Source organism: Burkholderia sp. Bp9099 (assembly GCF_003857805.1).
Classification (GTDB): Bacteria; Pseudomonadota; Gammaproteobacteria; order Burkholderiales; family Burkholderiaceae; genus Burkholderia.
The window spans coordinates 63,338-88,821 of sequence record NZ_QTPU01000001.1; the positions used below are offsets into that span (position 1 = coordinate 63,338).

The window sequence follows — 25,484 nt, forward strand, 5'->3', positions numbered from 1 at the left end:
ACGGCCTCCTCTTGGATGGCGGGGCGGGCCGCGTGCGCGGTCCGCCCGAACATGGCTCGGCGCTTGCCCGAGCGTGCGCGGTCAGTCGTCGAGCGCCACGACGAGGCGACGCCACGCGCCGTCCCGCGCATCGTGCTCGACGCGCGCGCCGCGCACCGCAAGCGCGCCTTGCAGCGACGCCGGCAGCAGGATCTCGAGGCGCTCGGCGGGGCGATGCATGCGGCCGTCCCAGCGGACCGACACGCCGAGTTCGCCCGACGCCTGGCGGCCGGTCTCGATGCGCCACAGCCCGTATTCGCCGTCGCGCCACGCTTCCGTTTCGCCGTCGTCCTCGACGCATTCGCCGTATGCGACACCGTCCTCGATGCGTGGCGCGACGAGGAAGCCGCGCGTGTCCGCGCGCGCGCCGAAGCGTTGCTCGGCGACGTTCAGCGGCAGCACACGGCCTTCGCGCAACAGCATCACCGGCGTGTCGAGCGGCGCGGGCAGCGTCACGCTCGCGCCGCCGTCGAACGAACGCGCGCTCGCGCAGCACAGCCAGCGCGCGCCCGACGGCAGGTAGACCGTGCGTTCCGTGCGGCCCGGGTCGACCACCGGTGCGACGAGCAGCGCGTCGCCGAGCATCATGTCGTCGCATTCGTCGTAGCAGCGCGGGTCGCGGGGGAAGTCGCCGAAGGTCGGCCGCAGCACGGGCTCGTAGCGCGTGGTCGACAGCCACAGCAGGTGATAGAGATAAGGCAGCAGCCGGTAGCGCTGCTTGATCAGCGACGCGATCCGCGCGGTGATCTCCGGATACATCCACGGTTCGTTGACGGTGCCGTCGTCATTCCACGAATGGATGCTGAAGCGCGGCATGAAGATGCCGAACTGGACCCAGCGCAGCAGCAGCTCGGGCGACGGTGCGGGACCGGAGAAGCCGCCGATGTCGTGACCGATGTTCGACACGCCCGACAGCGCGAGCCCGAGGCCCATCTTCAGGTTGTAGCGCAGCGTTTCCCATGACGTGTAGTTGTCGCCGGACCAGGTCTGCACATAACGCTGCATGCCGGCGCCGCCGGAGCGTGACACGAGGAACGGCCGCTGCGCCGGCGCATGCGCGCGCTGCGCGTCGCGCGACGCACGCATCATCAGCATCGTCTGCAGCACTTTCGCCTCGCGCGCGGGAAATGGCTGGCCGAAGCCGTGCGCGATCGCGTCGGGCGACCAGATCTCGTATTCGTTGTTGTCGTTCCAGGTCGACTCGATCCCGTAGTCGAGCAGCGCCGACGTGACCTGCTCGCGCCACCAGCGGCAGGCGTCCGGTTGCGTGAAGTCGATATATGCGCCGACCTCGTCCCAGAACTGCACCCACGCCGGCTCGCCGGACGCCGAGCGGATCAGCAGCCCGCGCCGTGCAGCGTCGTCGAACGCGGGATGGTCGCGCAGCAGGCACGGCTTGATGTTCGCGCACAGGCGGATGCCGTGGTCGCGGTAGTGCTTCACGAATCCCTTCGCGTCGGGAAACTTCTCGCGGTTCCAGTTGAACACGTAGCGCTTCGCGCCGATCGACGTATAGCCCGACGACAGGTGGAACGAATCGCACAGGATGTCGTGCGATTCACACTGCTCGACGAACTGGCTCATCTGACGCTGCGCGTCCGGCGCGTCGGTGTAGCTCATCGTCGAGCCCGAATAGCCGAGCCCCCATTTCGGCGTGCGCGCCGGGCGCCCGGTGAGCCACGTGAAGCGCCGTGCGGCCGTGAGCGGCGTGTCGGGCGATGCGATGAAGTAGTAGTCGAGATCGCCGTGCTCGGCGACGAAGTAGCGGTACAGACCGTGGTAGTTGTCGAGCTCGCGGCCCATGTCGAACGCGCAATCCGACAGCGTGTCGTAGAACAGCCCGAAGCCCTGGCACGCGTCGGGCGACCAGGTGACGTAGAACGGGATGTGCTTGTAGAGCGGGTCCGTGTGCTTCGCGCTGTAGCCCATCGCGTCGATGTTGCGCATCTCGAAGCGCGCGCCGGTACGGTCGAGGTCGCCCGCGCGTTCGCCGAGGCCGAACACCTTGTCGCCGCGCTCGCGGGCGACGTAGTGATAGGCGCGGTCGTCCCACCAGCCGAAGTTGTACGCCTGCGTCGCGCGGTCGGCGAGCACGACGCGCCACGCGCCGTCGGCACCACGCATCGACCACGTGCAATGGCCGCCCTGCCGGCTTACCGTGAGACGGGCCTGCGCGGTTTCGATGCGCACGCCGCCGTCGTCCTCGCCGAAGTCGTAGTCGGGCAGCGCGAACCCGCCGAGGTCGAGACGGTCGCGGCCCTCGAGCGGCACGTCGTCGAGGCCCGGTGCGATCGTCCAGGTGCGCGGGTTGCGCGCCGTTGCGTCGGGCAGCACGCGCACGCGCACGATGTCGTCCTCGAGCACGAAGATCTCGAGGGTCGCGCCCGCGTCGGACGCGAGCAGCACACGGTTCGCCTGCCGGGCGGCGACGCGGAACACGGGCGGATGAAGAAGCGAAGTCATGAAGGCGATTCCTGATGAAAACGAAGGTCAGGCGTGTTGCGCGAGCAGGCGTTCCTGCTTCGACTGCCCGCGGATCAGCACCGCGAGCAGCGTGACGCCGATGATGTCGAACAGGCCGAGGCACGCGAACAGCGGCGCGTAGCCGATCTTGTCGGCGAGCGCGCCGACCAGCAGCGAGAAGCCGAGCCCGCCGATCCACGCGGCCATGCCCGCGAAGCCGCTGGCGGTGCCGACTTCCTCGGGATCGAACACGTCGGCCGACAGCGTGTTGACGAGTGCGGAGATCATCTGGTGCGCGAAGCCGCCGACGCAGAACAGGGCAATGGCCGTATACGGCGACGACACGAGCCCGATCATCGCCGGCCCGAGCATCAGCACCGAACCGAGCGCGACGCCGGCGACGCGGGACCACACGAGCGGCAGTTTGAACCGGTTCGCGAGGTAGGGCGACAGGTAGCCGCCCGCGATGCCGCCGAGGTCGGCCGCGAGAAACGGCATCCACGCGAAGACGGCGATCTGCGTGAGCGCCATGTGGCGCTCGGTGGCGAGGTACAGCGGAATCCAGAAGCTGAAGGTCTGCCATGCGGGTTCCGCGAAGAAGCGCGGCAGCGCGATGGCCCAGAAGCGGCGCGCGGTGACGACGTCGCGAATCCGGCGCTTCGACACGGCCGGCATCGTGGCCTGGCCGTCGCGGATCAGCGTGCGCTCCTGCGACGTGAGGCGCGGATGATAGGCCGGCGAGCGGTACTGCGTGTACCAGAGCGCGGCCCACAGGAAGCCGAGGGCGCCGGTGACCATGAACGCGGATTGCCAGCCGAACCGCATCGACAGGAACACGACGAGCGGCGGCGCGATCGCGGCGCCGAGCGACGTGCCGGCGTTGAAGTAGCCGACCGCGACGGATTTCTCGCGATCGGGAAACCATTCGGCGACGGCCTTCATCCCCGACGGAATCGCGGCGGCCTCGAACAGCCCGAGCAAGCCGCGCAGGATGCCGAGCGACAGCCAGCCCGACGCGAAGCCGTGCGCGACGCCGACCACCGACCAAAGCATCGCGAACAGCGCGAACCCGAGCCGCAGCCCGATCAGGTCGACGATGAACCCGCACACCGGCTGCATGATCGTGTAGCCGATCTGGAATGCGCCGACGATATACGAGTACTGCTGCGTCGAGATCGCGAACACCTGCTTCAGTTCCGGTGCGAGCACCGCGAGGGAGTTTCGAGCGAGGTAGTTGAGGATCGTGCCGAGGCATACCAGCACGATGATCCACCAGCGCAACGCCTTGACTGTTTTCACTGCTGTCTCCTGATCCATGCAAGTCGCCCGGCCAGGGCGTCTCGTTCAGTCTTATTTGTACGATGTCCGATCTTGGTGGGCGCCGATTCGCCCGGTTTTTCTCGAAATGACCACATTCAATCGAACATTTCGATGTTGTCGAAAGCTGATGTTATCGGACGACTGATCATTTTCGAGCATCCTATGTTCGAATTCGAATCAGGTCAACGTGAATCTGCATTCGAACGAACATGCTTGGGGTATTCCCGATAGGCGTGCAGATCGGGTGTCCGGCGCGTTGCGTGACGACCGAGCGCCGAACGCCCGCTTGCCGGGGCCGAGCGGCCGTCGACGGGCCGACTGCATCAGCCGGGCCCGGCAATGGGCGTGACAACCCTGATGAAAATTTATTTTTTTCCTGTCGGCAGATTGTGTAAATTGATTTTCATCCACCTTGCAAAACCATTCGCATGACGCCGCTCCTTCCGCACGATGTCAGTCACGAGGAATCCGCGATCGCGGAGCGCATCGCCTCGGCCATGCCGCGGATGACGCCGATCCACCGCCGGATGGGCGAGTTCGTGCTCGCGAATCCGTTCCGCGCGGCGACGATGCGGATCGACGAGCTGGCGCAGGCCGTGAACGCATCGATCGCAACCGCGAACCGCTTCGCGAAGGCGCTCGGCTTCGACGGTTATCCGGCGATGCGCGCGGCGCTCGTGCGCGGCTTCGAGGCGACGCTCGGCCCGGTCGAACGGCTGCGTTCCGCACAGGAACAAGAACAGGAGCAGGGCGTGCGCGGCGCCGCGTGGATCGACGCGGTGTTCGACCAGGCCGTCACGAACATCGAGAACACGCGCGCGCAGCTGGATGCGGCCGACGTCGAAGCGGCCGTCGAGGCGATCGTCGGCGCGCGGCGCGTGCTGATCCTCGGCGCCGGTTCGAGCGCGTTTCTGACCGGGCTGATGGAACACGGCCTGTCGGTGTGTCACGACAACGTGCAGTCGCTCGCGCTGCTCGGCGGCCCGTCGCATGCGGCGCGGCGCCTGTACACGGCCGACTCGCGCGATCTCGTGATCGCGCTCGCGTTTCCCCGCTACGTGAAGGACACGATCGAGCTGGCCCGCCGCGCGGCGGCGCGCGGCGCGCGCGTGCTCGGCATTTCCGACGGGCCCGGTTCGCCGCTGGCACCGATTGCGTCGCTGAACCTGTACGTGAAGGCCGAGCGGCGTTTCGCGGCCACGTCGGAAGCGGCCGTGCTGACGATGATCGAGGCGCTGATCGACGCGGTCGCGCTGCGCACGCACCGCTCCGCGAAGTCCGCCGCCGAAATGACCGAATTCCTGTTGCCGTGGCTGGTCCAGCCGCAAGCGGCGCTGCCGGCCGCCAACCCTTCTTCTTCCGGTCCGAAAAAATCATGACTTCATCCGCGATCGTCGCGATTCATGGCGGTGCAGGCACGATCCTGCGCGAGGCGATGGACACCGACACCGAACGCCGTTACCGCGCCGAACTCACCGCGATCCTGCAGGCCGCGCAGAAGGTGCTCGCCGACGGCGGCAGCGCGCTCGACGCCGTCACCGTCGCGGTGCGGATGCTCGAGGACTGTCCGTTGTTCAACGCCGGGCGCGGCGCCGTCTATACGGCCGAAGGCAAGCACGAGCTCGACGCGGCGGTGATGGACGGCACGACGCTCGCGGCCGGCGCGATCTGCTGCGCGACCCGCGTGCGCAATCCGGTCCTCGCCGCGCGGCGCGTGATGGAGGCAAGCGAGCACGTGCTGTTCGCGGGCGCGGGCGCCGATGCGTTCGCGGCCGCACAGGGCCTCGAACTCGCCGAGCCCGGCTACTTCGACACGGAAGCGCGTCGTGCGCAGTGGCTCAAGGCGCGCGAGGCGGCCGGCATGATGCTCGACCACGACGCGGCGACCTTCGCGTTCGGCGCCGGGCAGCCGGCCGAGCCGCTCGATCCCGACCGCAAGCACGGCACGGTCGGCGCGGTCGCGTGCGACCTGCGCGGCCATATCGCGGCGGCGACGTCGACCGGCGGCATCACCAACAAGCAGCCCGGACGCGTCGGCGATTCGCCGATCATCGGTGCCGGCTGCTACGCGGACGACGCGACCTGCGCGGTCTCCGCGACGGGCACCGGCGAGATGTTCATCCGGCTCGCGACCGCGCACGACGTGGCCGCGCAGATGGCCTATCGCGGCGCGTCGCTTGCCGACGCCGCGCACGACGTCGTGATGAACAAGCTGCCGCGCCTGGCCGGGCGCGGCGGGATCGTCGCGGTCGACGCGCACGGCAACGTCGCGATGCCGTTCAACACGGAAGGGATGTATCGCGGCTACGCACGCGTCGGCGAGACGCCCGTGGTCGGCATCTATCGCAACGATGCGGCCTGATTCCGGATCGTACGAGGAGACCTTCGCATGACTTCGAGCCGAACCCCGTCCGCGCTGGTGCTGCCGGAACAGCGCGTGGTCGCCGTCGACGACCTGTCGGTGATGTTCCGACGAGAGAACGCGACGTTCGACGCGGTGCGCAACGTGTCGTTTCACGTCGATCGCGGCGAGACGCTCGCGATCGTCGGCGAATCGGGCTCCGGCAAGTCGGTCACGTCGCTCGCGCTGATGCGGCTCGTCGAGCACGGCGGCGGCGAGATCACGAGCGGCCGGATCGCGTTGCGGCGCCGCGGCGGCGCGCTCGTCGACCTCGCGCAGGCGAGTGCGGCGACGATGCGCGGGATCCGCGGCGCCGACATCGCGATGATCTTCCAGGAGCCGATGACGTCGCTGAACCCGGTGTTTACGGTCGGCGACCAGATCAGCGAGGCGATCGCGCTGCACCAGTCGAAGAGCGCGACCGAAGCGCGCGCGGAAGCGTTGCGGCTGCTCGATCTCGTGCGCATTCCGGAGGCGCGCCGCGTGTTCGCGCGCTATCCGCACCAGTTGTCCGGCGGGATGCGGCAGCGCGTGATGATCGCGATGGCGCTGTCGTGCCGGCCCGCGCTCCTGATCGCCGACGAACCGACGACCGCGCTCGACGTGACGATCCAGGCGCAGATCCTGCAACTGATCCGCGGCCTGCAGGACGAAATGAACATGGGCGTGATCTTCATCACGCACGACATGGGCGTGGTGGCCGAAGTGGCCGATCGCGTGCTGGTGATGTATCGCGGCGAGAAGGTCGAGGAGGGCGAGTCCGAGCGCATTTTCGCGACGCCCGCGCATCGCTACACGCGTGCGCTGCTCGCGGCCGTGCCGCGGCTCGGCTCGATGCACGGCACCGATATCCCCGAGAAATTTCCGCTGCTGAAGGTGGACGGCGCGAGCGCGGCCGCGCCGGCGCCTGCCGCGAACGACGCGAATGATGCGGCCGATGCGAACGATGCCGCCGCGGTCCCCGCCGCCGGGCAGCCGCGCGTCGATCCGGCCGCGCCGCCGATCCTGCGCGTGCGCGATCTCGTCACGCGGTTTCCGGTGAAGAGCGGCGTGTTCGGCCGCGTGTCGCAGTACGTGCATGCGGTCGAGCGCGTGAGCTTCGAGCTGCGCGCGGGCGAGACGCTGGCGCTCGTCGGCGAATCGGGCTGCGGCAAGTCGACCACCGGCCGCTCGCTGCTGCGCCTCGTCGAATCGCAGAGCGGCTCGATCGAATTCGACGGCCGCGATATCAGCGCGCTGAAGGGCCAGGACCTGCAGGCGCTGCGCCGGAACATCCAGTTCATCTTCCAGGATCCGTTCGCGTCGCTGAACCCGCGCCTGACGGTCGGTTTCTCGATCATGGAGCCGCTGCTCGTGCACGGTGTCGCGAGCGGCCGCGAAGCGCAGGCGCGCGTCGACTGGCTGCTCGACAAGGTCGGCCTGCCGCCGGAGGCCGCGCGCCGCTATCCGCACGAATTCTCGGGCGGCCAGCGCCAGCGGATCGCCATCGCGCGCGCGCTCGCGCTGAATCCGAAGGTCGTGATCGCCGACGAATCGGTGTCCGCGCTCGACGTGTCGGTGCAGGCGCAGATCGTGAACCTGATGCTCGACCTGCAGCGCGAGCTCGGCGTCGCGTATCTGTTCATCTCGCACGACATGGCCGTCGTCGAGCGCGTCAGCCATCGGGTCGCGGTGATGTATCTCGGCCAGATCGTCGAGATCGGCCCGCGCCGCGCGGTGTTCGAGGCGCCGCAGCATCCGTACACGAGGAAGCTGATGAGCGCGGTGCCGGTGGCCGACCCGGCACGCCGGCATGCGCCGCGCCAGCTCGCGGCGGACGAGATTCCGAGCCCGATCCGCGCGGTCGGCGACGAGCCGATCGTCGCACCGCTCGTCGCGGTCGGCCCCGATCACTACGTCGCGACGCATCGCGTCGGCGGCGCGTATTGATTGCGCGGCGAGGCGCATATGGACCGTAGCTGCGCACGCGCCAGGCAACGGCGTCACTTCCCGGAGCGGATGCAGTCGCGCCGCGATTTCCACCACGCGTTACCGAATCATCCACAGGAGCCAGACAAGATGAACAAGCCGCATTCGTTCCCGATGTTCCGCCCGCGCGCGCTGTTCGCCGCGGGGGCAGGCGCGCTCGCGCTCTCGGTCGCCGCGCCCGCGTTCGCGCAGCAGAACGTCGTGGTCGCCGTGTACTCGACATTCACGACGATGGACCCGTACGACGCGAACGACACGGTGTCGCAGGCCGTCGTGAAGTCGTTCTACGAAGGGCTGTTCGGCTTCGACAAGGACATGAAGCTGGTGAACGTGCTCGCGACGAGCTACCAGGCGTCGCCCGATGCGAAGGTCTACACGGTCAAGCTGCGCCCGGGCGTGAAGTTTCACGACGGCACCGACTTCAACGCCGACGCGGTGAAGGCGAACTTCGACCGCGTGACCGATCCGGCGAACAAGCTGAAGCGCTACGGGCTGTTCCGCGTGATCGAGAAGACCGAGGTGGTCGATCCGATGACGGTGCGCTTCACGCTGCGCGAGCCGTTCTCCGCGTTCATCAACACGCTCGCGCACCCGTCGGCGGTGATGATCTCGCCGGCCGCGCTGAAGAAGTGGGGGCGCGACGTGTCGCTGCATCCGGTCGGCACGGGCCCGTTCGAGTTCGTCGAATGGAAGCAGACCGACGACATGAAGGTGAAGAAGTTTGCCGGCTACTGGAAGAAGGGCTATCCGAAGGTCGATTCGATCGACTGGAAGCCGGTGGTCGACAACAACACACGCGCCGCGCTGCTCAAGACCGGCGAGGCGGATTTCGCGTTCACGATTCCGTTCGAGCAGGCGGCCGACCTGAAGAGCAATCCGAAGGTCGAGCTGATCGAGCGGCCGTCGATCATCCAGCGCTACATCTCGCTGAACACGCAGAAGAAGCCGTTCGACAATCCGAAGGTGCGTGAAGCGCTGAACTACGCGGTCAACAAGGAGGCGCTCGCGAAGGTCGTGTTCGCCGGCTACGCGACCCCGCAGACGGGCGTCGCCCCGGTCGGCGTCGAATACGCGACCAAGCTCGGGCCCTGGCCGTACGATCCGGCGAAGGCGCGCGCGCTGCTGAAGGAGGCCGGTTATCCGAACGGCTTCGAGTCGACGCTCTGGTCCGCGTACAACCATTCGACGGCGCAGAAGCTGATCCAGTTCGTCCAGCAGCAGCTCGCGCAGGTCGGTGTGAAGGTGCAGGTGCAGGCGCTCGAGGCCGGCGAGCGGGTCGCGAAGGTCGAGAGCGCGCAGGATCCGGCGGCGGCGCCGGTGCGGATGTACTACAGCGGCTGGTCGGCCTCGACGGGCGAGGCGAACTGGGCGCTGTCGCCGCTGCTCGCGTCCACGTCGGCGCCGCCGAAGCTCTACAACACCGCGTACTACAAGAACGGTGCCGTCGACGACGATCTCGCGAAGGCGCTCGAGACGACCGACAACGCGAAGAAGGCCGCGCTGTACGCCGACGCGCAGAAGCTGGTGTGGGCCGACGCGCCGTGGATCTTCCTGGTGCAGGAGAAGATCGTCTACGCGCGCAGCAAGCGCCTGCACGGCATGTACGTGATGCCGGACGGTTCGTTCAACTTCGACGAAATCTCGGTGAAATGACGGCAGCTCGCCTGCTGTCCGGCGCCGGCGGCGCAAGCTGCCGGCGCGCTGATTCGATCGGTGCCCCATGCTGAATTTTCTCGTCAAACGCCTGTTCGGCCTGCTGCCCACGCTCGCGATCGTCGCGGTGCTGGTGTTCCTGTTCGTGCACCTGCTGCCGGGCGACCCGGCGCGGCTCGCGGCCGGGCCCGAAGCCGACGACGCGACGGTCGCGCTGGTGCGCACCGATCTCGGGCTCGACCGGCCGCTGCCCGCGCAGTTCGCGAACTTCTTCGTGAAGATCGCGCACGGCGATTTCGGCACGTCGACGCGCAGCAAGCGGCCGGTGTCGACCGAGATCGGCGAGCGCTTCATGCCGACGCTGCTGCTCACGCTCGTCAGCATGGTGTGGGCGACGGCGTTCGGGATGGCGATCGGGATCGCGTCGGCGGTATGGCGCAACCGCTGGCCCGACCGCCTCGGGATGACGATCGCGGTGTCGGGCATCTCGTTTCCGGCGTTCGCGCTCGGCATGCTGCTGATGGAGATCTTCTCGGTGAAGCTCGGCTGGCTGCCGGTCGTGCCGGACGGCACGTGGAAGAGCTACGTGCTGCCATCGCTGACGCTCGGCGCCGCGGTCGCGGCCGTGATGGCGCGCTTCACGCGCGCGTCGTTCGTCGAGGTGCTCAACGAGGACTACGTGCGCACCGCGCGCGCGAAGGGCGTGCACGAGCCGCTGGTGGTGCTCAAGCATTGCCTGCGCAACGCGATGATCCCGGTCGTCACGATGATGGGGCTGCAGTTCGGCTTCCTGCTCGGCGGCTCGATCGTCGTCGAGGCCGTGTTCAACTGGCCGGGGCTCGGGCGCCTGCTGGTCGATGCGGTCACGATGCGCGACTACCCGGTGATCCAGGCGATCGTGCTGCTGTTCTCGCTCGAATTCATCCTGATCAACCTGACCGTCGACGTGCTGTACGCGGTCATCAACCCGACCATCCGGTTCAAGTGAGCGTGAGGCCAGCATGAACGCGACTGTCCAGCCCGCGGCGCCGGCCGCATCGAACACGATCCGCACGCCGTGGCGTGAATTCTGGCGCAAGTTCCGCAAGCAGACCGTCGCGCTGGTCGCCGGCGGCTTCGTGCTCGCGCTCATCGTGCTGGCCTTCGTCGGCCCGCACATCGTGCCGTTCGATCCGGAGAACTACTTCGACTACGACGCGCTGAATGCGGGGCCGTCGGCCGTGCACTGGTTCGGCGTCGACTCGCTTGGCCGCGACATCTTCAGCCGGATCGTCACCGGCACGCGCATCTCGCTCGCGGCCGGCTTCTTCTCGGTCGCGCTCGGCGCGCTCATCGGCACGTTCTTCGGGCTGCTCGCCGGCTACTACGAAGGCTGGTGGGACCGCATCACGATGCGCGTGGCCGACGTGCTGTTCGCGTTCCCTGGGATCCTGCTCGCGATCGGCGTGGTCGCGATCCTCGGCAACGGGATGGTCAACGTGATCTGCGCGGTCGCGATCTTCAGCATTCCGGCGTTCGCGCGGCTCGTGCGCGGCAACACGCTGATGCTCAAGCACATGACCTACGTGGAAGCCGCGCGCAGCATCGGCGCGTCCGACTGGACGATCATCATGCGGCACATCCTGCCGGGCACCGTGTCGTCGGTCGTCGTCTACTTCACGATGCGGATCGGCACGTCGATCATCACGGCCGCGAGCCTGTCGTTCCTCGGGCTCGGCGCGCAGCCGCCGACGCCGGAGTGGGGCGCGATGCTCAACGAGGCGCGCGCGGACATGGTGACCGCGCCGCACGTCGCGATCTTCCCGAGCCTCGCGATCTTCCTGACCGTGCTCGCGTTCAACCTGCTCGGCGACGGGCTGCGCGACGCGCTCGACCCGAAGCTGGAGCGGCGCTGATGCGAGCCGTGCCCATGTGGGCCGCGACGCTGCCGGCCGGGCCGCGCGGCACGATCGCCGACGTGCCGGGCGTGACGGTCGGCCATGCGACGCTCAATGCGGGCGACGTGCAGACGGGCGTCACCGTCGTGAAGCCGCACCCGGGCGACCTGTACCGCAGCAAGGTGCCGGCCGGCGCGGCCGTGATCAACGGCTTCGGCAAGAGCGTCGGGCTCGTGCAGGTCGACGAACTGGGCACGCTCGAAACGCCGATCGCGCTGACCAACACGTTCGGCGTCGGCGCGGTGGCGCAGGCGCAGATTCGCGCGGCGGTCGCGGAGAACCCGCAAATCGGCCGCGACTGGCCGACCGTCAACCCGCTCGTGTTCGAGTGCAACGACGGCTATCTGAACGACATCCAGGCGTTCGCTGTGACGGCCGCGCATTACGACGAAGCCTGCCATACCGCGGCGCGAGATTTCGCACGTGGCGCGGCAGGCGCCGGGCGCGGGATGTCGTGTTTCGACCTGAAGGGCGGGATCGGCTCCGCGTCGCGCGTGGCCGTCGCGGCCGGCAGGCCGTATACGATCGGCGCGCTGGTGCTCGCGAATTTCGGCCGGCTGCCGATGCTGATGCTCGGTGGCGTGCCGGTCGGACGGATCGTCGCGCAGCGGCGTGCCGCAGCGGACGCTCAGCCGACGCACGCGGCGCCGCCCGAGCAAGGCTCGATCATCCTGCTGCTCGCGACCGATGCGCCGCTCGACGCGCGGCAACTGTCGCGGCTCGCGCGCCGCGCGGGCGCGGGGCTCGCCCGCACCGGCTCGGTCTACGGGCATGGCAGCGGCGACATCGCGCTCGCCTTTTCCACCGCGTACACGATCGCGCACGATGCGTCGACCGTCGCGCTGCCGGCCCTCGTGGCCGATGCGGCGCTCGATCCGCTGTTCATGGCCGCGGCCGAAAGCGTCGAGCACGCGATCGCCGACGCGCTGCTGCAGGCCGTGACCGTGACCGGCCGCGACGGCCACGTACGGCAATCGCTGCGCGATGCGGTGCCCGAGCTCGAGCGGTTATTCAACGCAGGCAACGAAGGACGTCCGAGCCATTCATGAAGATTCTGATCTCGACCGACATCGAGGGTGTCGCCGGCGTGTTCGCCCTCGAGCAGACGCGTGCCGGCAATCCGGAATACGAACGTGCGCGCCGCTGGATGACCGCCGAGGCGAACGCGGCGATCGAAGGCGCGTTCGCCGGCGGCGCGAAGGCCGTCTGGGTCAACGATTCGCACGGCGGTTTCCGCAATCTGTTGCCCGACGGGCTCGATGCCCGCGCCCGCGTCGTGCTCGGCAAGCCGCGCACGCTGGGGATGATGGCGGGCCTCGAGCAGCAGCCCGACCTCGTGTTCATGATCGGCTTTCATGCGAAGTCGCAGACGCGCGGCGTGCTTGCGCACACCATCAACAGCTTCGCGTTCACGCAGGTGTGGCTGAACGGCGTCGAACTCGGCGAAGCCGGGCTGTACGGCGCGCTGGCGCGCGAATACGGCGCGCACGTCGCGCTGGCGTCGGGCGACGACGTATTCGCCGAGGAAACCCGGCCGCTGTTTCCGGACGCGCGTTTCGAGACGGTCAAGACGGCCGGCGGCGCATCGAGCGGCGACACGCTCACGCCGGCCGCGTCCTGCGCGCGCATCGCGACCGCCGCACGCGAAACGGTCGTACATGCGCTGTCGTCCGGCTGGCGTGCGGGCGCGCACCGGCCCGCGCCGGCCGCTTGCACGCTGCGCGTGCAGACGGCCGCGCTCGCCGATCTGTTCTGCGTGCTGCCGTCGCTCGAGCGGGTCGATGCGGTGACGCTGCGCTTCGACGGGCCGTCGGTCGAGCACGTGGTGCGCACGCTGAACAGCCTGTCGGCCATGTCGTTCATGCTGCGGTGATGCGTGCCGACCGGAGGCCGCCGATGCGCGGCGCGTCACGCACCGGGCGCGCGGTCTGCCGCCGTGTCGAGCAGGAACGCTTCCATCGCGGCGACCAGCGCGAGCGGGGTTTCGTTCATCGGGTAATGACCGGCATTGCGCAGCACGTCGACGGTCGCGCGCGGATAGCGCCGCAGATAGGTGCGCGCCATCAGCGCCGCGTCGAACGCCGGATCGTGTTCGCCGATCAGCACCTTCACCGGATGGCGGCCCGTGATCTCGTCGGTGAAATCCGTGTCGGCCCACGCGCGGAAGTACGCGCCGAACGCGTGCGGCGACGAACAGGATGCCGAATACGCGGCTTTCCACTCGACCCAGGCGGCGGGCAACCGGCCGCCGGTGCTGCGATCGATGATGGTGCGGCGATCGGCGAGCTGGTCGGCGGCGCGTTCGAATAGCGCGCGTCGCGCGGCGTCGAACGGCAGGCCGCCGCACGGCACCGGCGCGATCGGCACCAGCGCGCGTACCCGGTCGGGCGCCATGGCGGCGACCTTCTCGATCGCCATGCCGCCCATCGAGTGGCCGACGAGGCTGAACGTGCGCCAGCCGAGCGCGTCGGCGAGGGCGAGCGTGTCGGCGGCGATTTCGGCGATCGAGTACGCGCCGTGCGCGCCGCGCATGCCGCCGTAGCCGCGGTAGTCCATGAACACATAGGTGAAGCGTTCGTGCGACAGCCACGTCTCGACGGGCTCGAACGCACGCGCGTCGCCGAACCAGCCGTGCAGCACGAGAACAGGGTGGGGGCCGTCCCCCACGCGATGAAACGTATTGGGCATCTCCGCTCCGAAGAAGTCGCTATCCGGCCGATTCGGCCGTCGGGTCTTGCGGCCATCCGGTCGCGCAAGCGTGGAGCGGATCGTAGACCGATCGAAGGTGACCCGCCTTCGATATCGGGTCATTCATGATGGAATTCGGGCCTTGAGAAATACGCTGCTGGATCCCTACGAAGACATTCCCCGTAGCGTCGTGGTGACCGCCAACGACTACGCGGCGGGCACGACGTTTCCGGAGCACGCGCACCGGCGCGGGCAGTTCGCGTTCGCGTCGCGCGGCACGATCAGCGTGTCGACGCCGCACGGCCGCTGGCTGGTGCCGCCGCAACGCGCGTGCTGGGTGCCGGCCGGCGTGCGGCACGAAATGACGATGACCGGGCCGGTCACGATGCTCAACACGTTCGTGTCGGACGACACGGCCGAGGCCGCGGGGCTGCCGGACCAGTGCGGCGTGTACGGCGTGTCGCCGCTCCTGCGGCAACTGATCGACGATGCGATCGACCTGCCGGCGATGTACGACGTCGACGGCCGGGCGGGCAAGCTGATGGCGCTGCTGGTCGCGGAAATCGCGACGATGCCGCGGCTGTCGCTGCACGCGCCGCTGCCGGCCGACGCGCGCCTCGCGAAGATCTGCCGGCATCTGTTCGCGTCGCCGTCGATCGCGGCCGATCTCGACCAGGTGGCGACCGACGCGGGCGTGAGCCGGCGCACGTTTACGCGGCTGTTCCGCGCGCAGACCGGCGTGAGTTTCGCCGCCTGGCGTCAGCAGGTCTGCATGCTGGCGGCGATTACCCGCCTGAGCGACGGTCAGCCGGTGACGCGGGTCGCGTTCGATCTGGGCTATGCGAGCGCGAGCGCCTTTACGTCGGCGTTTCGCCGCATCCTCGGCGAAACGCCGAGCCGGTATCTGGAGGTTCGCCGCTAGCCGGAGCAGAGGCGGTGGCGAGTGCGGCGGCGTGCTCCGGTCGCGGACGAAAAAAACGCGTCTGCCAGGTTTCGGTCAGACGCGCTTGAAGGCACTCGGTCAGAAAAATGCGCGCTCAGGCAGCGGGGCAGTGTTCGCGCATTGCGGGTGAAATTGTTGCCTGTTCCGATTCAATCCCGTCGGTGTCGGGCGGATAGCAAAGCATACGCCGTGTAACGCGCAAACGATATCGTGCGGGCCCGACGATTCATGTGCTGTCGCAGCATGCGTTTCAATCGCGCGTTTGATGCCGGAGGCGCGAGCAGTCAACCAAGGGCGTCGGCCGTCCCGATCGGGCGTGCTGCGGCACGGCATCGAATGTGGGGGCCCGAAAGCGAAAACCGCCGCACGACGCGATGCCTGTCGGTATCGCGCCACACGGCGGTTCGGTGCGGGCAGCCGGCGTGCGCCGGCTCGCGGGTCACACGTCGAAGAACACGGTCTCGTCCGGCCCCTGCATGCGAATGTCGAAGCGGTACACGACGGGCCGGCCCGGTTGCGCGTCGCGCTTTGCGACGAGCGTTGCGCGGCGTTCGGCCGGCACGAGGTTCAGCACCGGATCGGCCGCGTTCGCCGCGGCTTCGTCGTCGAAATACACGCGGGTGAACGCGTGGGTCAGGATCCCGCGCATCATCACGGTCACGTTGATGTGCGGCGCTTCGTCGGCGGCGGCGCGGCCCGGCTTGACCGTCTGGACAACGAAGCGGTGCTGCGCATCGGTGCCCGTGCCGACGCGTGCGAAGCCCGTGAAGCCGGACTTCGCGATGTCGTCGCGCGACGCGGGATAGCGGCCCGCGCCGTCCACCTGCGTGAATTCGAGCACCGCGTCGCTGACGACGTTGCCGTCGCCGTCGAACACCTGTCCGACCAGCAGCACGTGCTCGCCTTCGGCGTCGGGCGTGGCGATCGCCGGCGTGAACAGGCTCTTCAGGTCGTAGTCGTATTGCTGCGGGCACAGGCCGTACGCGAAGTACGGGCCGACCGTCTGCGAAGGGGTTTGCTTCAGCGTCGTCATGGTTCAGCGCTCCATCGGGGTGGCGTCGCGGCCGCGCAGCACGATGTCGAATTCGTAGCCGAGCGCATAGCCTTCTTCGGTGATGTCCATCGAGAAGCGCGAGATCAGGCGGTCACGCGCCGCTTCCGGCGTGCCCTGGAAGATCGGGTCGTACGCGAGCAGCGGATCGCCGGGGAAGTACATCTGCGTGACGAGGCGCGAGCCGAAGTAGTCGCCGAACAGCGAGAAGTGGATGTGATTCGGGCGCCATGCGTTCGGATGGTTGCCCCACGGATACGCGCCGGGCTTGATCGTCAGGAAGCGGTAGCGGCCTTCGGCGTCGGTCATGCAGCGGCCTGCGCCGAGGAAGTTCGGGTCGAGCGGCGCGTCGTGCTGGTCGACCTTGTGCACGTAGCGGCCGGCCGCATTCGCCTGCCATACCTCGACGAGCGTGTTGCGCACGGGCTTGCCGCCTTCGTCGAGCACGCGGCCGGTGACGACGATGCGCTCGCCGAGCGGTTCGCCGTTCTTCACGGCGTTCTTCGTCAGGTCGTGGTCGAGTGCGCCGAGATCGTCGGTGCCGTAGACGGGCACGTACTGGTCGCGCAGCTTTTCCTTCAACGGGATCAGCGGGCGGGTCGGGCCGCGCTTGACCGACGAACGGTACTCGGGGTGGATATACGCGGGATGCGACGGCCAGTCGCGCGGCGTGAGGATCGTGGGGGAATCCATCGGGCGTCTCCTGTCAGGTATTTCGCGAAGTGGATGGCAAGACTTTAGCCAATCCGGAAAGTTATGCAAAATGACCTTTTTTCGCGAATCGCATAACCGTTCGTTATGTTCGGCGGCGCCCATGGAAATCCGCCGGACAGCGGCGTGATCGCGTTGCTGCCCGGCGACCGGAGTCCATGCGCGGCGGCGTCATGCGTGACGCCGCGCCGAATGCTTGGGCGTTTCCGGAAAGTTATGCAAAATGGCGTGATATCACCATTCGCATAACCGCCCGTTATGAATAACCGTATCGCCGACGGCCGCGTCAAATTCCGGCACCTGCAGTGTTTTCTCGCGGTCGCGCAGTTGGGCGGCGTGCAGAAGGCGGCCGAAAGCCTGTCGATCACGCAGCCGGCCGTGTCGAAGACGATCGCCGAACTGGAGTCGATCCTCGGCGTGAAGTTGTTCGAACGCGGGCGGCACGGCGCGCAGCCGACCCGCGAAGCCCAACTGTTCATCCCGCACGCGAACGCGTGCGTGCTGGCGCTGCGGCAGGGTGTCGGGCTGCTCGCGCGCGAAGGCGGCGCGGCCGCGGCGACGCTCGAAATCGGCATGCTGCCGACGGTCGCGGCATCGCTCGCGCCCGCGCTGATGAAGGCGCTGACCGCACGCTGGCCGCGCATCGTGGTGCGGATCGCGACGGCTGCCAATACCGAGCTGCTGGAGCGTCTGAAGGCAGGGGCGATCGAATGCGCGATCGGGCGCCTGTCGGAGCCGGAGCGGATGATCGGGCTCGCGTTCGAGCAGCTGTACAACGAACCGCTCGTCGCGGTCGTGCGCGCCGGCCATCCGCTGCTGGCGAGTGCCGCGCCGGCCGCCGAGCTCGCGCGCTATCCGGTCGTGCTGCCGCCGTTCGGCACGCTGATCCGCCAGTCGGCCGAGCAACTGCTCGGCGCGTGCGGCGCGCCGCCGCTTGATTCGTTCATCGAGGTGCTGTCGGTGTCGGTCGCGCGTGCGCTCACGCTCGAGAACGACGCAGTCTGGTTCGTGCCGCTCTATGCGGCCGAATACGACTTGTCGGCCGGCGCGCTCGCGCGGCTGCCGCTGCCGTCCGCGGGCACCGACGAGCCGGTCGGGCTCGTGCTGCGCACCGATGCGCAACCGTCTCCCGTCGCCCGGACGCTGATCGACGCCGTTCGCGACATCGCGCAGGCGCGGTTCGGCGATGCGCACACCCATCGCGCCCCCCCTAGCGCGCGCAAGCCGGCTCGCCGCCAGCGTCGAGACTCCGGGCAGGGCGTGGACGGATGACGTCCGGCTGCCGCTCTTTCACCGTCATTCGTTAGCCATTCGGTCAGTAGCAGGTGTCGTCGTGCTTGGCGTATCGTACCGTTTTTGATACACTCGATGACACGACGATGGCGAGACGGCAGATTCAGGCCACGCTCGACGTGCGGTTCTTCCGCACCGCGCGTGGCAACGAGCCGGTGCGCGAATGGCTCAAGGCGCTCGGGCAGGTCGAGCGCAGGGTGATCGGCGAAGAGATCAAGACCGTTCAACTCGGCTGGCCGCTCGGCATGCCGCTGGTCCGGAAGATGTCGCAGGATCTGTGGGAAATCCGCGTGATGTTGCCGCAGCGAAGCGCGCGCGCGCTGTTCACGGTCGTCGGCGACACGATGGTGCTGCTGCACGCGTTCTTCAAGCAGTCGCAGGCCACGCCGTCCGACGATCTCGACGTGACCGTCGCGCGGCTGAAAGCGCTGACGCGCGCCATCTGAATTCCTCCGGCTGCGCCGGCACATGCGATCGGCGATGTGCCGGCCGGCCACGCCATGCACTGGAGTACCCATGACGACCACGAACAACCCGCATATCGGCAGCGATTTCGACAGCTTCCTCGAGGACGAAGGCCATCTCGAAGCGGCCACCGCCACCGCGATCAAGCGCGTGATCGCGTGGCAGATCGGCCAGGAAATGAAGGCGCAGCACATCACGAAGACCGCGATGGCCGCGCGGATGAAGACCAGCCGCGCCGCGCTCAACCGGCTGCTCGACGAAACCGACACGAGCCTCACGCTCGCGACGCTCGCGAGCGCGGCCACCGCACTCGGCAAGCGGCTCAGCTTCGAACTGGTGCCGGCCTGACGCCCGCGGCGCAGCGGTGCGCGGCCGGTTCGCGGTGTGCCGGCGCAGCGCGGCGAGCGCCCGTTTGCTCGTCCGCACACGGGCGCCGGCACGCGATCACGTGCGTCGCCCGGCCATCCGCAGATAAAGCAGCGCACCGCCCGCAAGCAGCAGCGGGCACAAGATGAACCACCCTGTCGTCAAGAACAGCCCGGCGACGGCGACCAGCGAAATCCACGCGCAGCGATATGCGATGCCGCCGCGCGGCAGCAGTTTCAGCGCGGCCGCCGCGCCGAGTCCGTACACCATCACGAAGCATCCGGACGTGACGAGCACGAGCGGCTTCGGCCCGACGTCCGAGAGCGTCGTCGCGGCCAGCGCGACGACGGCCAGCACCGCGATCACGCCAAGACTTCGGCGCGGCACGCCGCCGACCTGGCTGCCTTGTGCGAGCCACGCAGGCAGTGCGCCGTCGCGCCCGAGCGCTGCGCCGAGCTTCGCCGCGCCCGCGAAATACGCATTCATCGTGCCGAGCGTGAGCAGCAGCGCGGCCGCTGCCGCCAGCACCTGCGCGTGACCGCCGATGCCGCCCGCGATCAGTTCCGCGAGCGGCGCACCCGACGCGCCGGCCGACGGCCCGAGCACCGTGACGCTCGCGGCCGCGACCGACAGATACAGAAAGCCGACGACCACGACCGCGATCCCGGCCGAGCGCGGCATGTCGTGCGCGGGCCGGCGGAACTCTGCCGCGAGGTGCGTGATCGCTTCCCAGCCCGCGAAGCTCCACACGAGCAGTGCGGCAGCCTGGCCGACCGCGAGCCAGCCATGCGGCGCGAACGGATGCAGGTTCACCGTGCTTGCATGCGGCGCGGACGCGAGCACGGCGGCCAGCAGCAGCGTGACGAGCAGCGCCGACAGCACGAGCTGCATGCGGCCCGACACCGTGACGCCGAACGCATTCGCGGCCGACACCGTGGCGATCAGCGCGGCAGCCGTGACGATCACCGTGACGTGTCCGCCGCCCGTGACGGCGGCGACGTACGCGCCGCCGAACATCGCGGCGGCCGGCGCGCCGGCCGGCACCGCGAAATAGAAACACCAGCCGACGATTGCCGCGGCCTTCGGCCCGAATGCGCGTCGCGCGTAGGTCGATACGCCGCCCGCGTCCGGATAGCGCGCGCCGAGTGCGGCGAAGGTGGCGGCAAGCGGCCCCGACAGCACGACGAGCGCGGCCCACGCCAGCAGCGATGCAGGGCCTGCAACCTCGGCCGCGAGCGCGGGCAACGCAATGACGCCGGTGCCGAGCACCGCGCCGATATACAGCGCGGCGCCCTGGAAAATCGTCAGCGAGCCCGCGTGATGAACGGCGGGCGAATCGGCATGCGAGGGCATGAAAGGCAGTCTCCTGAAGGCTCGTTATGGGCACGCTCGGGCGCGCAATGAATCGTTCGATGCTACCCGAACGTACGCGGTGCTGCCGCACGGCGTTTAGTAGTCCGCGATGTGCCGTGTGTCAGCCGATGTCAGGAGTCAGTGGCGGCGTGCGAGCCGCAGGCGCGCATCCTCGCGCGCGGCAGGCGGCAGCTCGGGCGCGTAATGGAACGTGCCCGCCACGAGCGACGCGACCGGCACGCCGTCGCGGAACAGCACGCGATTGCCGGCCAGCGCGGGCACCTTGTCGCCGGGCAACAGCGTGCCGGCAAGGTTCAGCGGATCGGCGCCCGTCACGCACACGTACTGGCCGTCGCCCGGTTGGCGACGCAGCTCGCGCAGGACCGGGATCGCTTCCGGCAGCGCGAACTGCTCGCCCGCGAGCCCCGCGACGAAGCGGCCGCCGCGAATCTCGCCGCGCGCTTCGAGGCGTTGCAGCACCCGCACGAGTTCGCGCCAGCTCGGCAGCCAGTCGGCTTCGCGTTCGAGCAGCCGCCAGAACACCACGCCATAGCGGCGCAGCAGCGTCCACGCGATGTGTTCGAGCGCATCGGGATCGATCGCGGGCGCACCGCGCTTCGGTGCCGGGGTTGGCGCATCGTCCGGCGCCGACATGCGTTGCACGAGCGCCCAGCGGCCGGCGTCGTCCATCCCGCCGATCAGCGCGCCACCGCGCCGCGTGCGCGGCGCATAGGTCGCGCTGCGCTTGACCGCGGGCTTCAACAGCGCGCGCAACCCGGCGAAGCTGTCTGCATTCACGAGGCCGGCCGACACGAGTTCGCCGAGCGCCTGCTCGAGTTCGACCGGCAGCATGTGCAGTTCGTCGAGCAGCGCGTCGAAGAACATCGCGCCGTGTGCGGCAAGTGCATCGCGCACCTGCGTCGCACGCGCGGATAGCGCCGGCTGCGCGTCCGGGTCGCGCAGCGCCTGCCATGCGCCGAGGTGGCGGCGCGGCAGCAGCACGATCGGCGTCGTTTTCACGGGCGTGCCGGCCGCGCGCGCCGGCGCGCCGATGCGGGTCCACACGAGTTTGCCCGAGCGGCACAGCTCGTCGAGGCCGCCGGCCGTGTAGTCGGTCAGGCGCGCGGGCAGCAGCGCGTCTTCCCATGCGCTCGCCGCGGCTTCGTAGCCTTCGAGCTGCTCGACGACGGCCGCGAGCGCGTCGCGGCCCGTGCCGCGCGTGTCGGGCGTCAGGTGCTGCCAGTGGAACAGGAAGCGCATGAAATCGGCGCGCTCGACCGGCTCGATCTCGCGGCGCAGCCGCTTGACCGTGTAGCGATGAATGCGCGCGAGCAGGTGGCGTTCGCACCATTCGTCGGTCGTGGCGCCCGGCGTGAAGCGGCCATGCATCACGTAGCCTTCGCGCTCCAGTGCGGCGAGCGCGGTCGCGATCGCCGCGGACGGCAGGCCGAGCGGCTGCGCGATGGCGTCGAGCGTCGATGGCCCGAAGCCGGTGAGCCGCGCGCGGATCACGTCGACGAGCGCGGCATCGGCTTCCCAGGGTTGCGCGCAGGCGGCCGGCACCTTCAGCGCGGGCACGACGCGTGCATTGGGATGCAGCGCGCGCATGCAGACCAGCCGTTCGACCGGCACCCACAGCACGGCGCCGTCCGGCGTGACGAGTTGCGTCGCACGACGGCGCTCGGCCAGTTCCGCGAGCCGTTCGGGCCAGCCTTCGTGCGCGTGCGCTTCGCCGTCGGCGACGCACGCGAGCGTGAGCAGGGCGTCGTGCATTTCGTCGGCATCGCGTACGAGCGGCCACGCTTCGTCGCGCACCGCATCGATGGCATCGGCGTCGAGCGCGCCGAGATCGTCGGCCGATTCGGGATCGCTCCAGCGGCGCGACTGCACGGCCTGCGTGCGGCGCTCCTCGAGCGGCGCGTCGTCGAGGAACGCATAGGGCTTCGCGTTCAGGATCTCGGCCGCGAGCGGCGACGGCGCGGGCAGGTCGCGCGCGATCAGTTCGATCGCGCCGCTTTCGATCCGGCGCAGCAGCGCGAGCCAGCCGTCGGTATCCATCGCGTCGTGCAGGCAATCGTCGAGCGTCTGGTCGACGAGCGGATGGTGCGGGATCTCGCGTTCGCCGACGACGTTCTCCACGCACGCGACCTGGTCGGGGAACACGGTCGCGAGCAGGTCGTCGCTCTTCATCCGCTGCAGTTGCGGCGCGGTGCGCCGGCCGCCGGTGAAGCGCGGCAGCGCGAGCGAGGTCGTCGCGTTCCAGCGCCAGCGCACGCCGAACATCGGTGCGTCGAGCAGCGCCTGCACCAGCACGTGCTCGGCGCTCGCCGAGCGCAGGTAGCGCCACACTTCGTCGAGCGCGAAGCTGTGCGCGAGCGACAGCGAAAGAATGATCGCGTCGTCGGTCGCGGCGGCCTGCAGCTCGAAGTTGAACGTGCGGCAGAAGCGCTTGCGCAGCGCGAGCCCCCACGCGCGGTTGATACGGCTGCCGAACGGCGAATGGATCACCAGCTGCGTGCCGCCCGATTCGTCGAAGAAGCGCTCCATCACGAGCGTGTCCTGCGTCGGCAGGGCGCCGAGCGCCGCGCGCGTGCGCGCGAGGTAGTCGGCGATCTGGCGGGCCGCATCGGGCGACAGGCGGAGATCGTCGACGAGCCAGCGCAGTGCCGGCGCGAGGCGGCTTGCGGGCGGGGCGATCGCGGTGCCGGCGTTATCGCTGCGCGAGTCGGCCAACGCGTCGGCTTCGGCGGCCGCCTTGCCGGTTTTGCCGCGCGTGCCCGTCTTGCCCGCTGCGTCGTCGCTCGCGCGTTTGCGTGCTCCGGCCTCGGAGTGCCGATCGCCTTCGGCGAACAGCCCGTCGAGCCGCGCCCGCAGCCGGCCGACCGCCGCCGACAGCTCGTCGCTGCGCCCGAGCCCCTCGCCGAGCCAGAACGGAATGCCCGGCGCTTGACCTTGCGCATCCTCGACGCGCACACGGCCGGTTTCCACGCGAATGATCCGGTAAGACTGATTGCCGAGCTGGAACACGTCGCCCGCGAGGCTCTCGACCGCGAAATCCTCGTTGACGGTGCCGACCTGGATACCCTGCGGTTCGAGCAGCACCGCGTAGTCGGCCATGTCGGGAATCGTGCCGCCCGACGTCGTCGCGGTCATCATCGCGTTGCGGCGCCCGCGCACCGTGCCGCCGACCACGTCGCGATGCAGGTATGCACCGCGCACGCCGCGCCGGCTCGTGAAGCCTTCGGCGAGCATCTTCATCACGTCGTCGAAGCGTTCGCGCGACAGGCGTGCGTAGGGCGCCGCGCGCGTGAAGCTCGCGTACAGCGCGTCCTCCTGCCATTCCGCGCAGGCGACTTCGGCGACGATCTGCTGCGCGAGCACGTCGAGCGGTGCCTCGGGAATCCGCAACGCGTCGAGCTCGCCGCGTTGCACGCAATCGAGCAGCGCCGCGCATTCGACCAGCTCGTCGCGCGACAGCGGGAACAGGCGGCCCTTCGGCACGCCGCCGACATGGTGCCCCGAGCGTCCGACACGCTGCAGGAACGGTGCGATCCCGCGCGGCGAACCGACCTGGCACACGAGATCGACGTCGCCGATGTCGATGCCGAGTTCGAGCGACGCGGTCGCGACGAGCAGCTTCAGCTCGCCGCGCTTGAGCCGCTGTTCGGCGTCGAAGCGATGCTCCTTCGCGAGACTGCCGTGGTGGGCGGCGATCGCGTCCTTGCCGAGACGGTCGGCGAGATGGCGCGCCATGCGTTCCGCGGTGCGCCGCGTGTTCACGAACACGAGCGTCGTGCGATGCGCGGCGGCAAGCGCGGCGATCCGGTCGTATACCTGTTCCCACACGTCGGTCGCCATCACCGGCTCGAGCGGCACGTTCGGCAGTTCGAGCGCGAGGTCGCGTTCGCGCGTGTGACCGGTGTCGACGATCGTGCATTCGCGCGGCGCATCGGCCGGGCCGCCGACCAGGAAGCGCGCGACCGCGTCGATCGGTTTCTGCGTGGCCGACAACCCGATGCGCGGCAACGCGCGGCCCGTCAACGCGTCGAGGCGTTCGAGCGACAACGCGAGGTGGCTGCCGCGCTTGGACGACGCAAGCGCGTGGATCTCGTCGACGATCACCGAACGCACGTTCGACAGCATTTGCCGCCCCGATGTGGACGACAGCAGCACGTACAGCGATTCGGGCGTCGTCACGAGGATGTGCGGCGCGCGCTTGCGCAGCGCCGCGCGTTCGGCCTGCGTGGTGTCGCCGGTACGCACGGCGGTGCGGATCGCCGGCACCGGCAGGCCGAGTTGCGCGAGCGAGTCGGCGATGCCGGCGAGCGGCGCGTCGAGGTTCACGTGGATGTCGTTCGACAGCGCCTTCAGCGGCGACACATAGACGACGAGCGTCGCGTCGGGCAGCGCGCCGTCGTGCGCGAGCGCATCGCGCACGAGGTCGTCGAGTGCGCACAGGAACGCGGTGAGCGTCTTGCCGGAGCCGGTCGGCGCGGCGACGAGCGTCGACCGGCCGGCCTTGATGTGCGGCCATGCGAGTGCCTGCGCGCCGGTCGGCGCGGCAAACGTGCGGCGGAACCACGCGGCGACGGCCGGGTGGAACACGTCGAGCGCGTGTGCGGGGCGGGTGGCTGTGACGTCCATCGGAGCGTTGAAATGGGGTGCGAGCGCGCGGGCGGCCGCGTGCGAATCGTCAGTGTGCCAGACGTCGCGTGCGCGTGCCGGGCACCGCGCGCGGCGGGAATGCGCGCGCCGGAGATTCAGATGAGGCGCGGCGCCGGCATTTCAACGGGCGTGCGTGCGTAACGGAACCCGCTCGTTCGCGGGTGCTGG

General features: G+C 69.2%; 19 protein-coding genes. 12 read left to right on the plus strand and 7 right to left on the minus strand.

Annotated features, from left to right (window positions below; all coding sequences use genetic code 11):
* Positions 1 to 81: 81 nt before the first annotated feature.
* Together DIE17_RS00290 and DIE17_RS00295 are read right to left on the minus strand one after the other, a co-directional pair.
* On the minus strand, positions 82 to 2,502 hold the full coding sequence (locus DIE17_RS00290) for a glycoside hydrolase family 31 protein (RefSeq protein WP_124920493.1): 2,421 nt from the start codon (positions 2,500 to 2,502) through the stop codon (positions 82 to 84).
* A gap of 27 nt (positions 2,503 to 2,529) precedes the next feature.
* Positions 2,530 to 3,801, minus strand: coding sequence for an MFS transporter (locus DIE17_RS00295; protein WP_124519659.1), 1,272 nt, complete (start codon positions 3,799 to 3,801; stop codon positions 2,530 to 2,532).
* A 449-nt stretch (positions 3,802 to 4,250) separates the two neighbouring features.
* On the opposite strand from DIE17_RS00295, the gene DIE17_RS00300 reads away from it, so the two are divergent.
* From DIE17_RS00300 to DIE17_RS00335, 8 genes are all read left to right on the plus strand, one after another.
* On the plus strand, positions 4,251 to 5,201 hold the full coding sequence (locus DIE17_RS00300) for a MurR/RpiR family transcriptional regulator (protein ID WP_124485005.1): 951 nt from the start codon (positions 4,251 to 4,253) through the stop codon (positions 5,199 to 5,201).
* A complete protein-coding gene (locus DIE17_RS00305; protein WP_124920494.1) occupies positions 5,198 to 6,184 on the plus strand; it encodes an isoaspartyl peptidase/L-asparaginase family protein in 987 nt (328 codons plus the stop codon). Before DIE17_RS00300 ends, DIE17_RS00305 begins: the two co-directional genes overlap by 4 nt.
* A 27-nt stretch (positions 6,185 to 6,211) precedes the next feature.
* The gene (locus DIE17_RS00310; protein ID WP_124920495.1) at positions 6,212 to 8,152 is read left to right on the plus strand and encodes a dipeptide ABC transporter ATP-binding protein; all 1,941 of its coding nucleotides are present in this window, start codon (positions 6,212 to 6,214) and stop codon (positions 8,150 to 8,152) included.
* A gap of 129 nt (positions 8,153 to 8,281) precedes the next feature.
* Positions 8,282 to 9,844 (plus strand): glutathione ABC transporter substrate-binding protein GsiB, encoded by a 1,563-nt coding sequence (gsiB, locus tag DIE17_RS00315; RefSeq protein WP_044842908.1) that lies wholly within the window; start codon positions 8,282 to 8,284, stop codon positions 9,842 to 9,844.
* Positions 9,845 to 9,911: 67 nt separating this feature from the next.
* On the plus strand, positions 9,912 to 10,832 hold the full coding sequence (gene gsiC / locus DIE17_RS00320; RefSeq protein WP_124485001.1) for a glutathione ABC transporter permease GsiC: 921 nt from the start codon (positions 9,912 to 9,914) through the stop codon (positions 10,830 to 10,832).
* A 13-nt stretch (positions 10,833 to 10,845) separates the two neighbouring features.
* Positions 10,846 to 11,739, plus strand: coding sequence for a glutathione ABC transporter permease GsiD (gene gsiD / locus DIE17_RS00325; RefSeq protein ID WP_124485000.1), 894 nt, complete (start codon positions 10,846 to 10,848; stop codon positions 11,737 to 11,739).
* Positions 11,739 to 12,830, plus strand: a complete 1,092-nt coding sequence (locus DIE17_RS00330) for a P1 family peptidase (RefSeq protein ID WP_124920496.1) — start codon at positions 11,739 to 11,741, stop codon at positions 12,828 to 12,830. Before gsiD ends, DIE17_RS00330 begins: the two co-directional genes overlap by 1 nt.
* A complete protein-coding gene (locus DIE17_RS00335; protein ID WP_124665787.1) occupies positions 12,827 to 13,654 on the plus strand; it encodes a M55 family metallopeptidase in 828 nt (275 codons plus the stop codon). Before DIE17_RS00330 ends, DIE17_RS00335 begins: the two co-directional genes overlap by 4 nt.
* Before the next feature lie 35 nt (positions 13,655 to 13,689).
* On the opposite strand, the gene DIE17_RS00340 is transcribed toward DIE17_RS00335, so the two are convergent.
* Positions 13,690 to 14,469 (minus strand): alpha/beta fold hydrolase, encoded by a 780-nt coding sequence (locus DIE17_RS00340; RefSeq protein ID WP_124484997.1) that lies wholly within the window; start codon positions 14,467 to 14,469, stop codon positions 13,690 to 13,692.
* Between the two features lie 142 nt (positions 14,470 to 14,611).
* Between DIE17_RS00340 and DIE17_RS00345 the strand changes: the two genes are divergently transcribed.
* Positions 14,612 to 15,391: a helix-turn-helix domain-containing protein gene (locus DIE17_RS00345; RefSeq protein ID WP_044842914.1), complete on the plus strand. Its 780-nt coding sequence runs from the start codon at positions 14,612 to 14,614 to the stop codon at positions 15,389 to 15,391.
* 460 nt (positions 15,392 to 15,851) lie between these two features.
* On the opposite strand, the gene pcaG is transcribed toward DIE17_RS00345, so the two are convergent.
* Positions 15,852 to 16,445, minus strand: coding sequence for a protocatechuate 3,4-dioxygenase subunit alpha (gene pcaG / locus DIE17_RS00350; RefSeq protein WP_044842915.1), 594 nt, complete (start codon positions 16,443 to 16,445; stop codon positions 15,852 to 15,854).
* Between the two features lie 3 nt (positions 16,446 to 16,448).
* Complete coding sequence (gene pcaH, locus DIE17_RS00355) at positions 16,449 to 17,156, minus strand: protocatechuate 3,4-dioxygenase subunit beta (protein WP_124484995.1); 708 nt, start codon at positions 17,154 to 17,156, stop codon at positions 16,449 to 16,451.
* A gap of 276 nt (positions 17,157 to 17,432) precedes the next feature.
* On the opposite strand from pcaH, the gene pcaQ reads away from it, so the two are divergent.
* From pcaQ to DIE17_RS00375, 3 genes are all read left to right on the plus strand, one after another.
* Complete coding sequence (gene pcaQ, locus DIE17_RS00365) at positions 17,433 to 18,446, plus strand: pca operon transcription factor PcaQ (RefSeq protein WP_124920497.1); 1,014 nt, start codon at positions 17,433 to 17,435, stop codon at positions 18,444 to 18,446.
* 107 nt (positions 18,447 to 18,553) lie between these two features.
* The gene (locus DIE17_RS00370; RefSeq protein WP_124920498.1) at positions 18,554 to 18,913 is read left to right on the plus strand and encodes a type II toxin-antitoxin system RelE/ParE family toxin; all 360 of its coding nucleotides are present in this window, start codon (positions 18,554 to 18,556) and stop codon (positions 18,911 to 18,913) included.
* A gap of 70 nt (positions 18,914 to 18,983) precedes the next feature.
* The gene (locus DIE17_RS00375; RefSeq protein WP_044842919.1) at positions 18,984 to 19,280 is read left to right on the plus strand and encodes an XRE family transcriptional regulator; all 297 of its coding nucleotides are present in this window, start codon (positions 18,984 to 18,986) and stop codon (positions 19,278 to 19,280) included.
* 96 nt (positions 19,281 to 19,376) lie between these two features.
* On the opposite strand, the gene DIE17_RS00380 is transcribed toward DIE17_RS00375, so the two are convergent.
* Together DIE17_RS00380 and DIE17_RS00385 are read right to left on the minus strand one after the other, a co-directional pair.
* Entirely contained in the window at positions 19,377 to 20,651 is a 1,275-nt protein-coding gene (locus DIE17_RS00380; protein WP_124484993.1) for an APC family permease, read from the minus strand.
* A 138-nt stretch (positions 20,652 to 20,789) separates the two neighbouring features.
* The gene (locus DIE17_RS00385; protein ID WP_124920499.1) at positions 20,790 to 25,295 is read right to left on the minus strand and encodes a DEAD/DEAH box helicase; all 4,506 of its coding nucleotides are present in this window, start codon (positions 25,293 to 25,295) and stop codon (positions 20,790 to 20,792) included.
* Between the last annotated feature and the right edge of the window lie 189 nt (positions 25,296 to 25,484).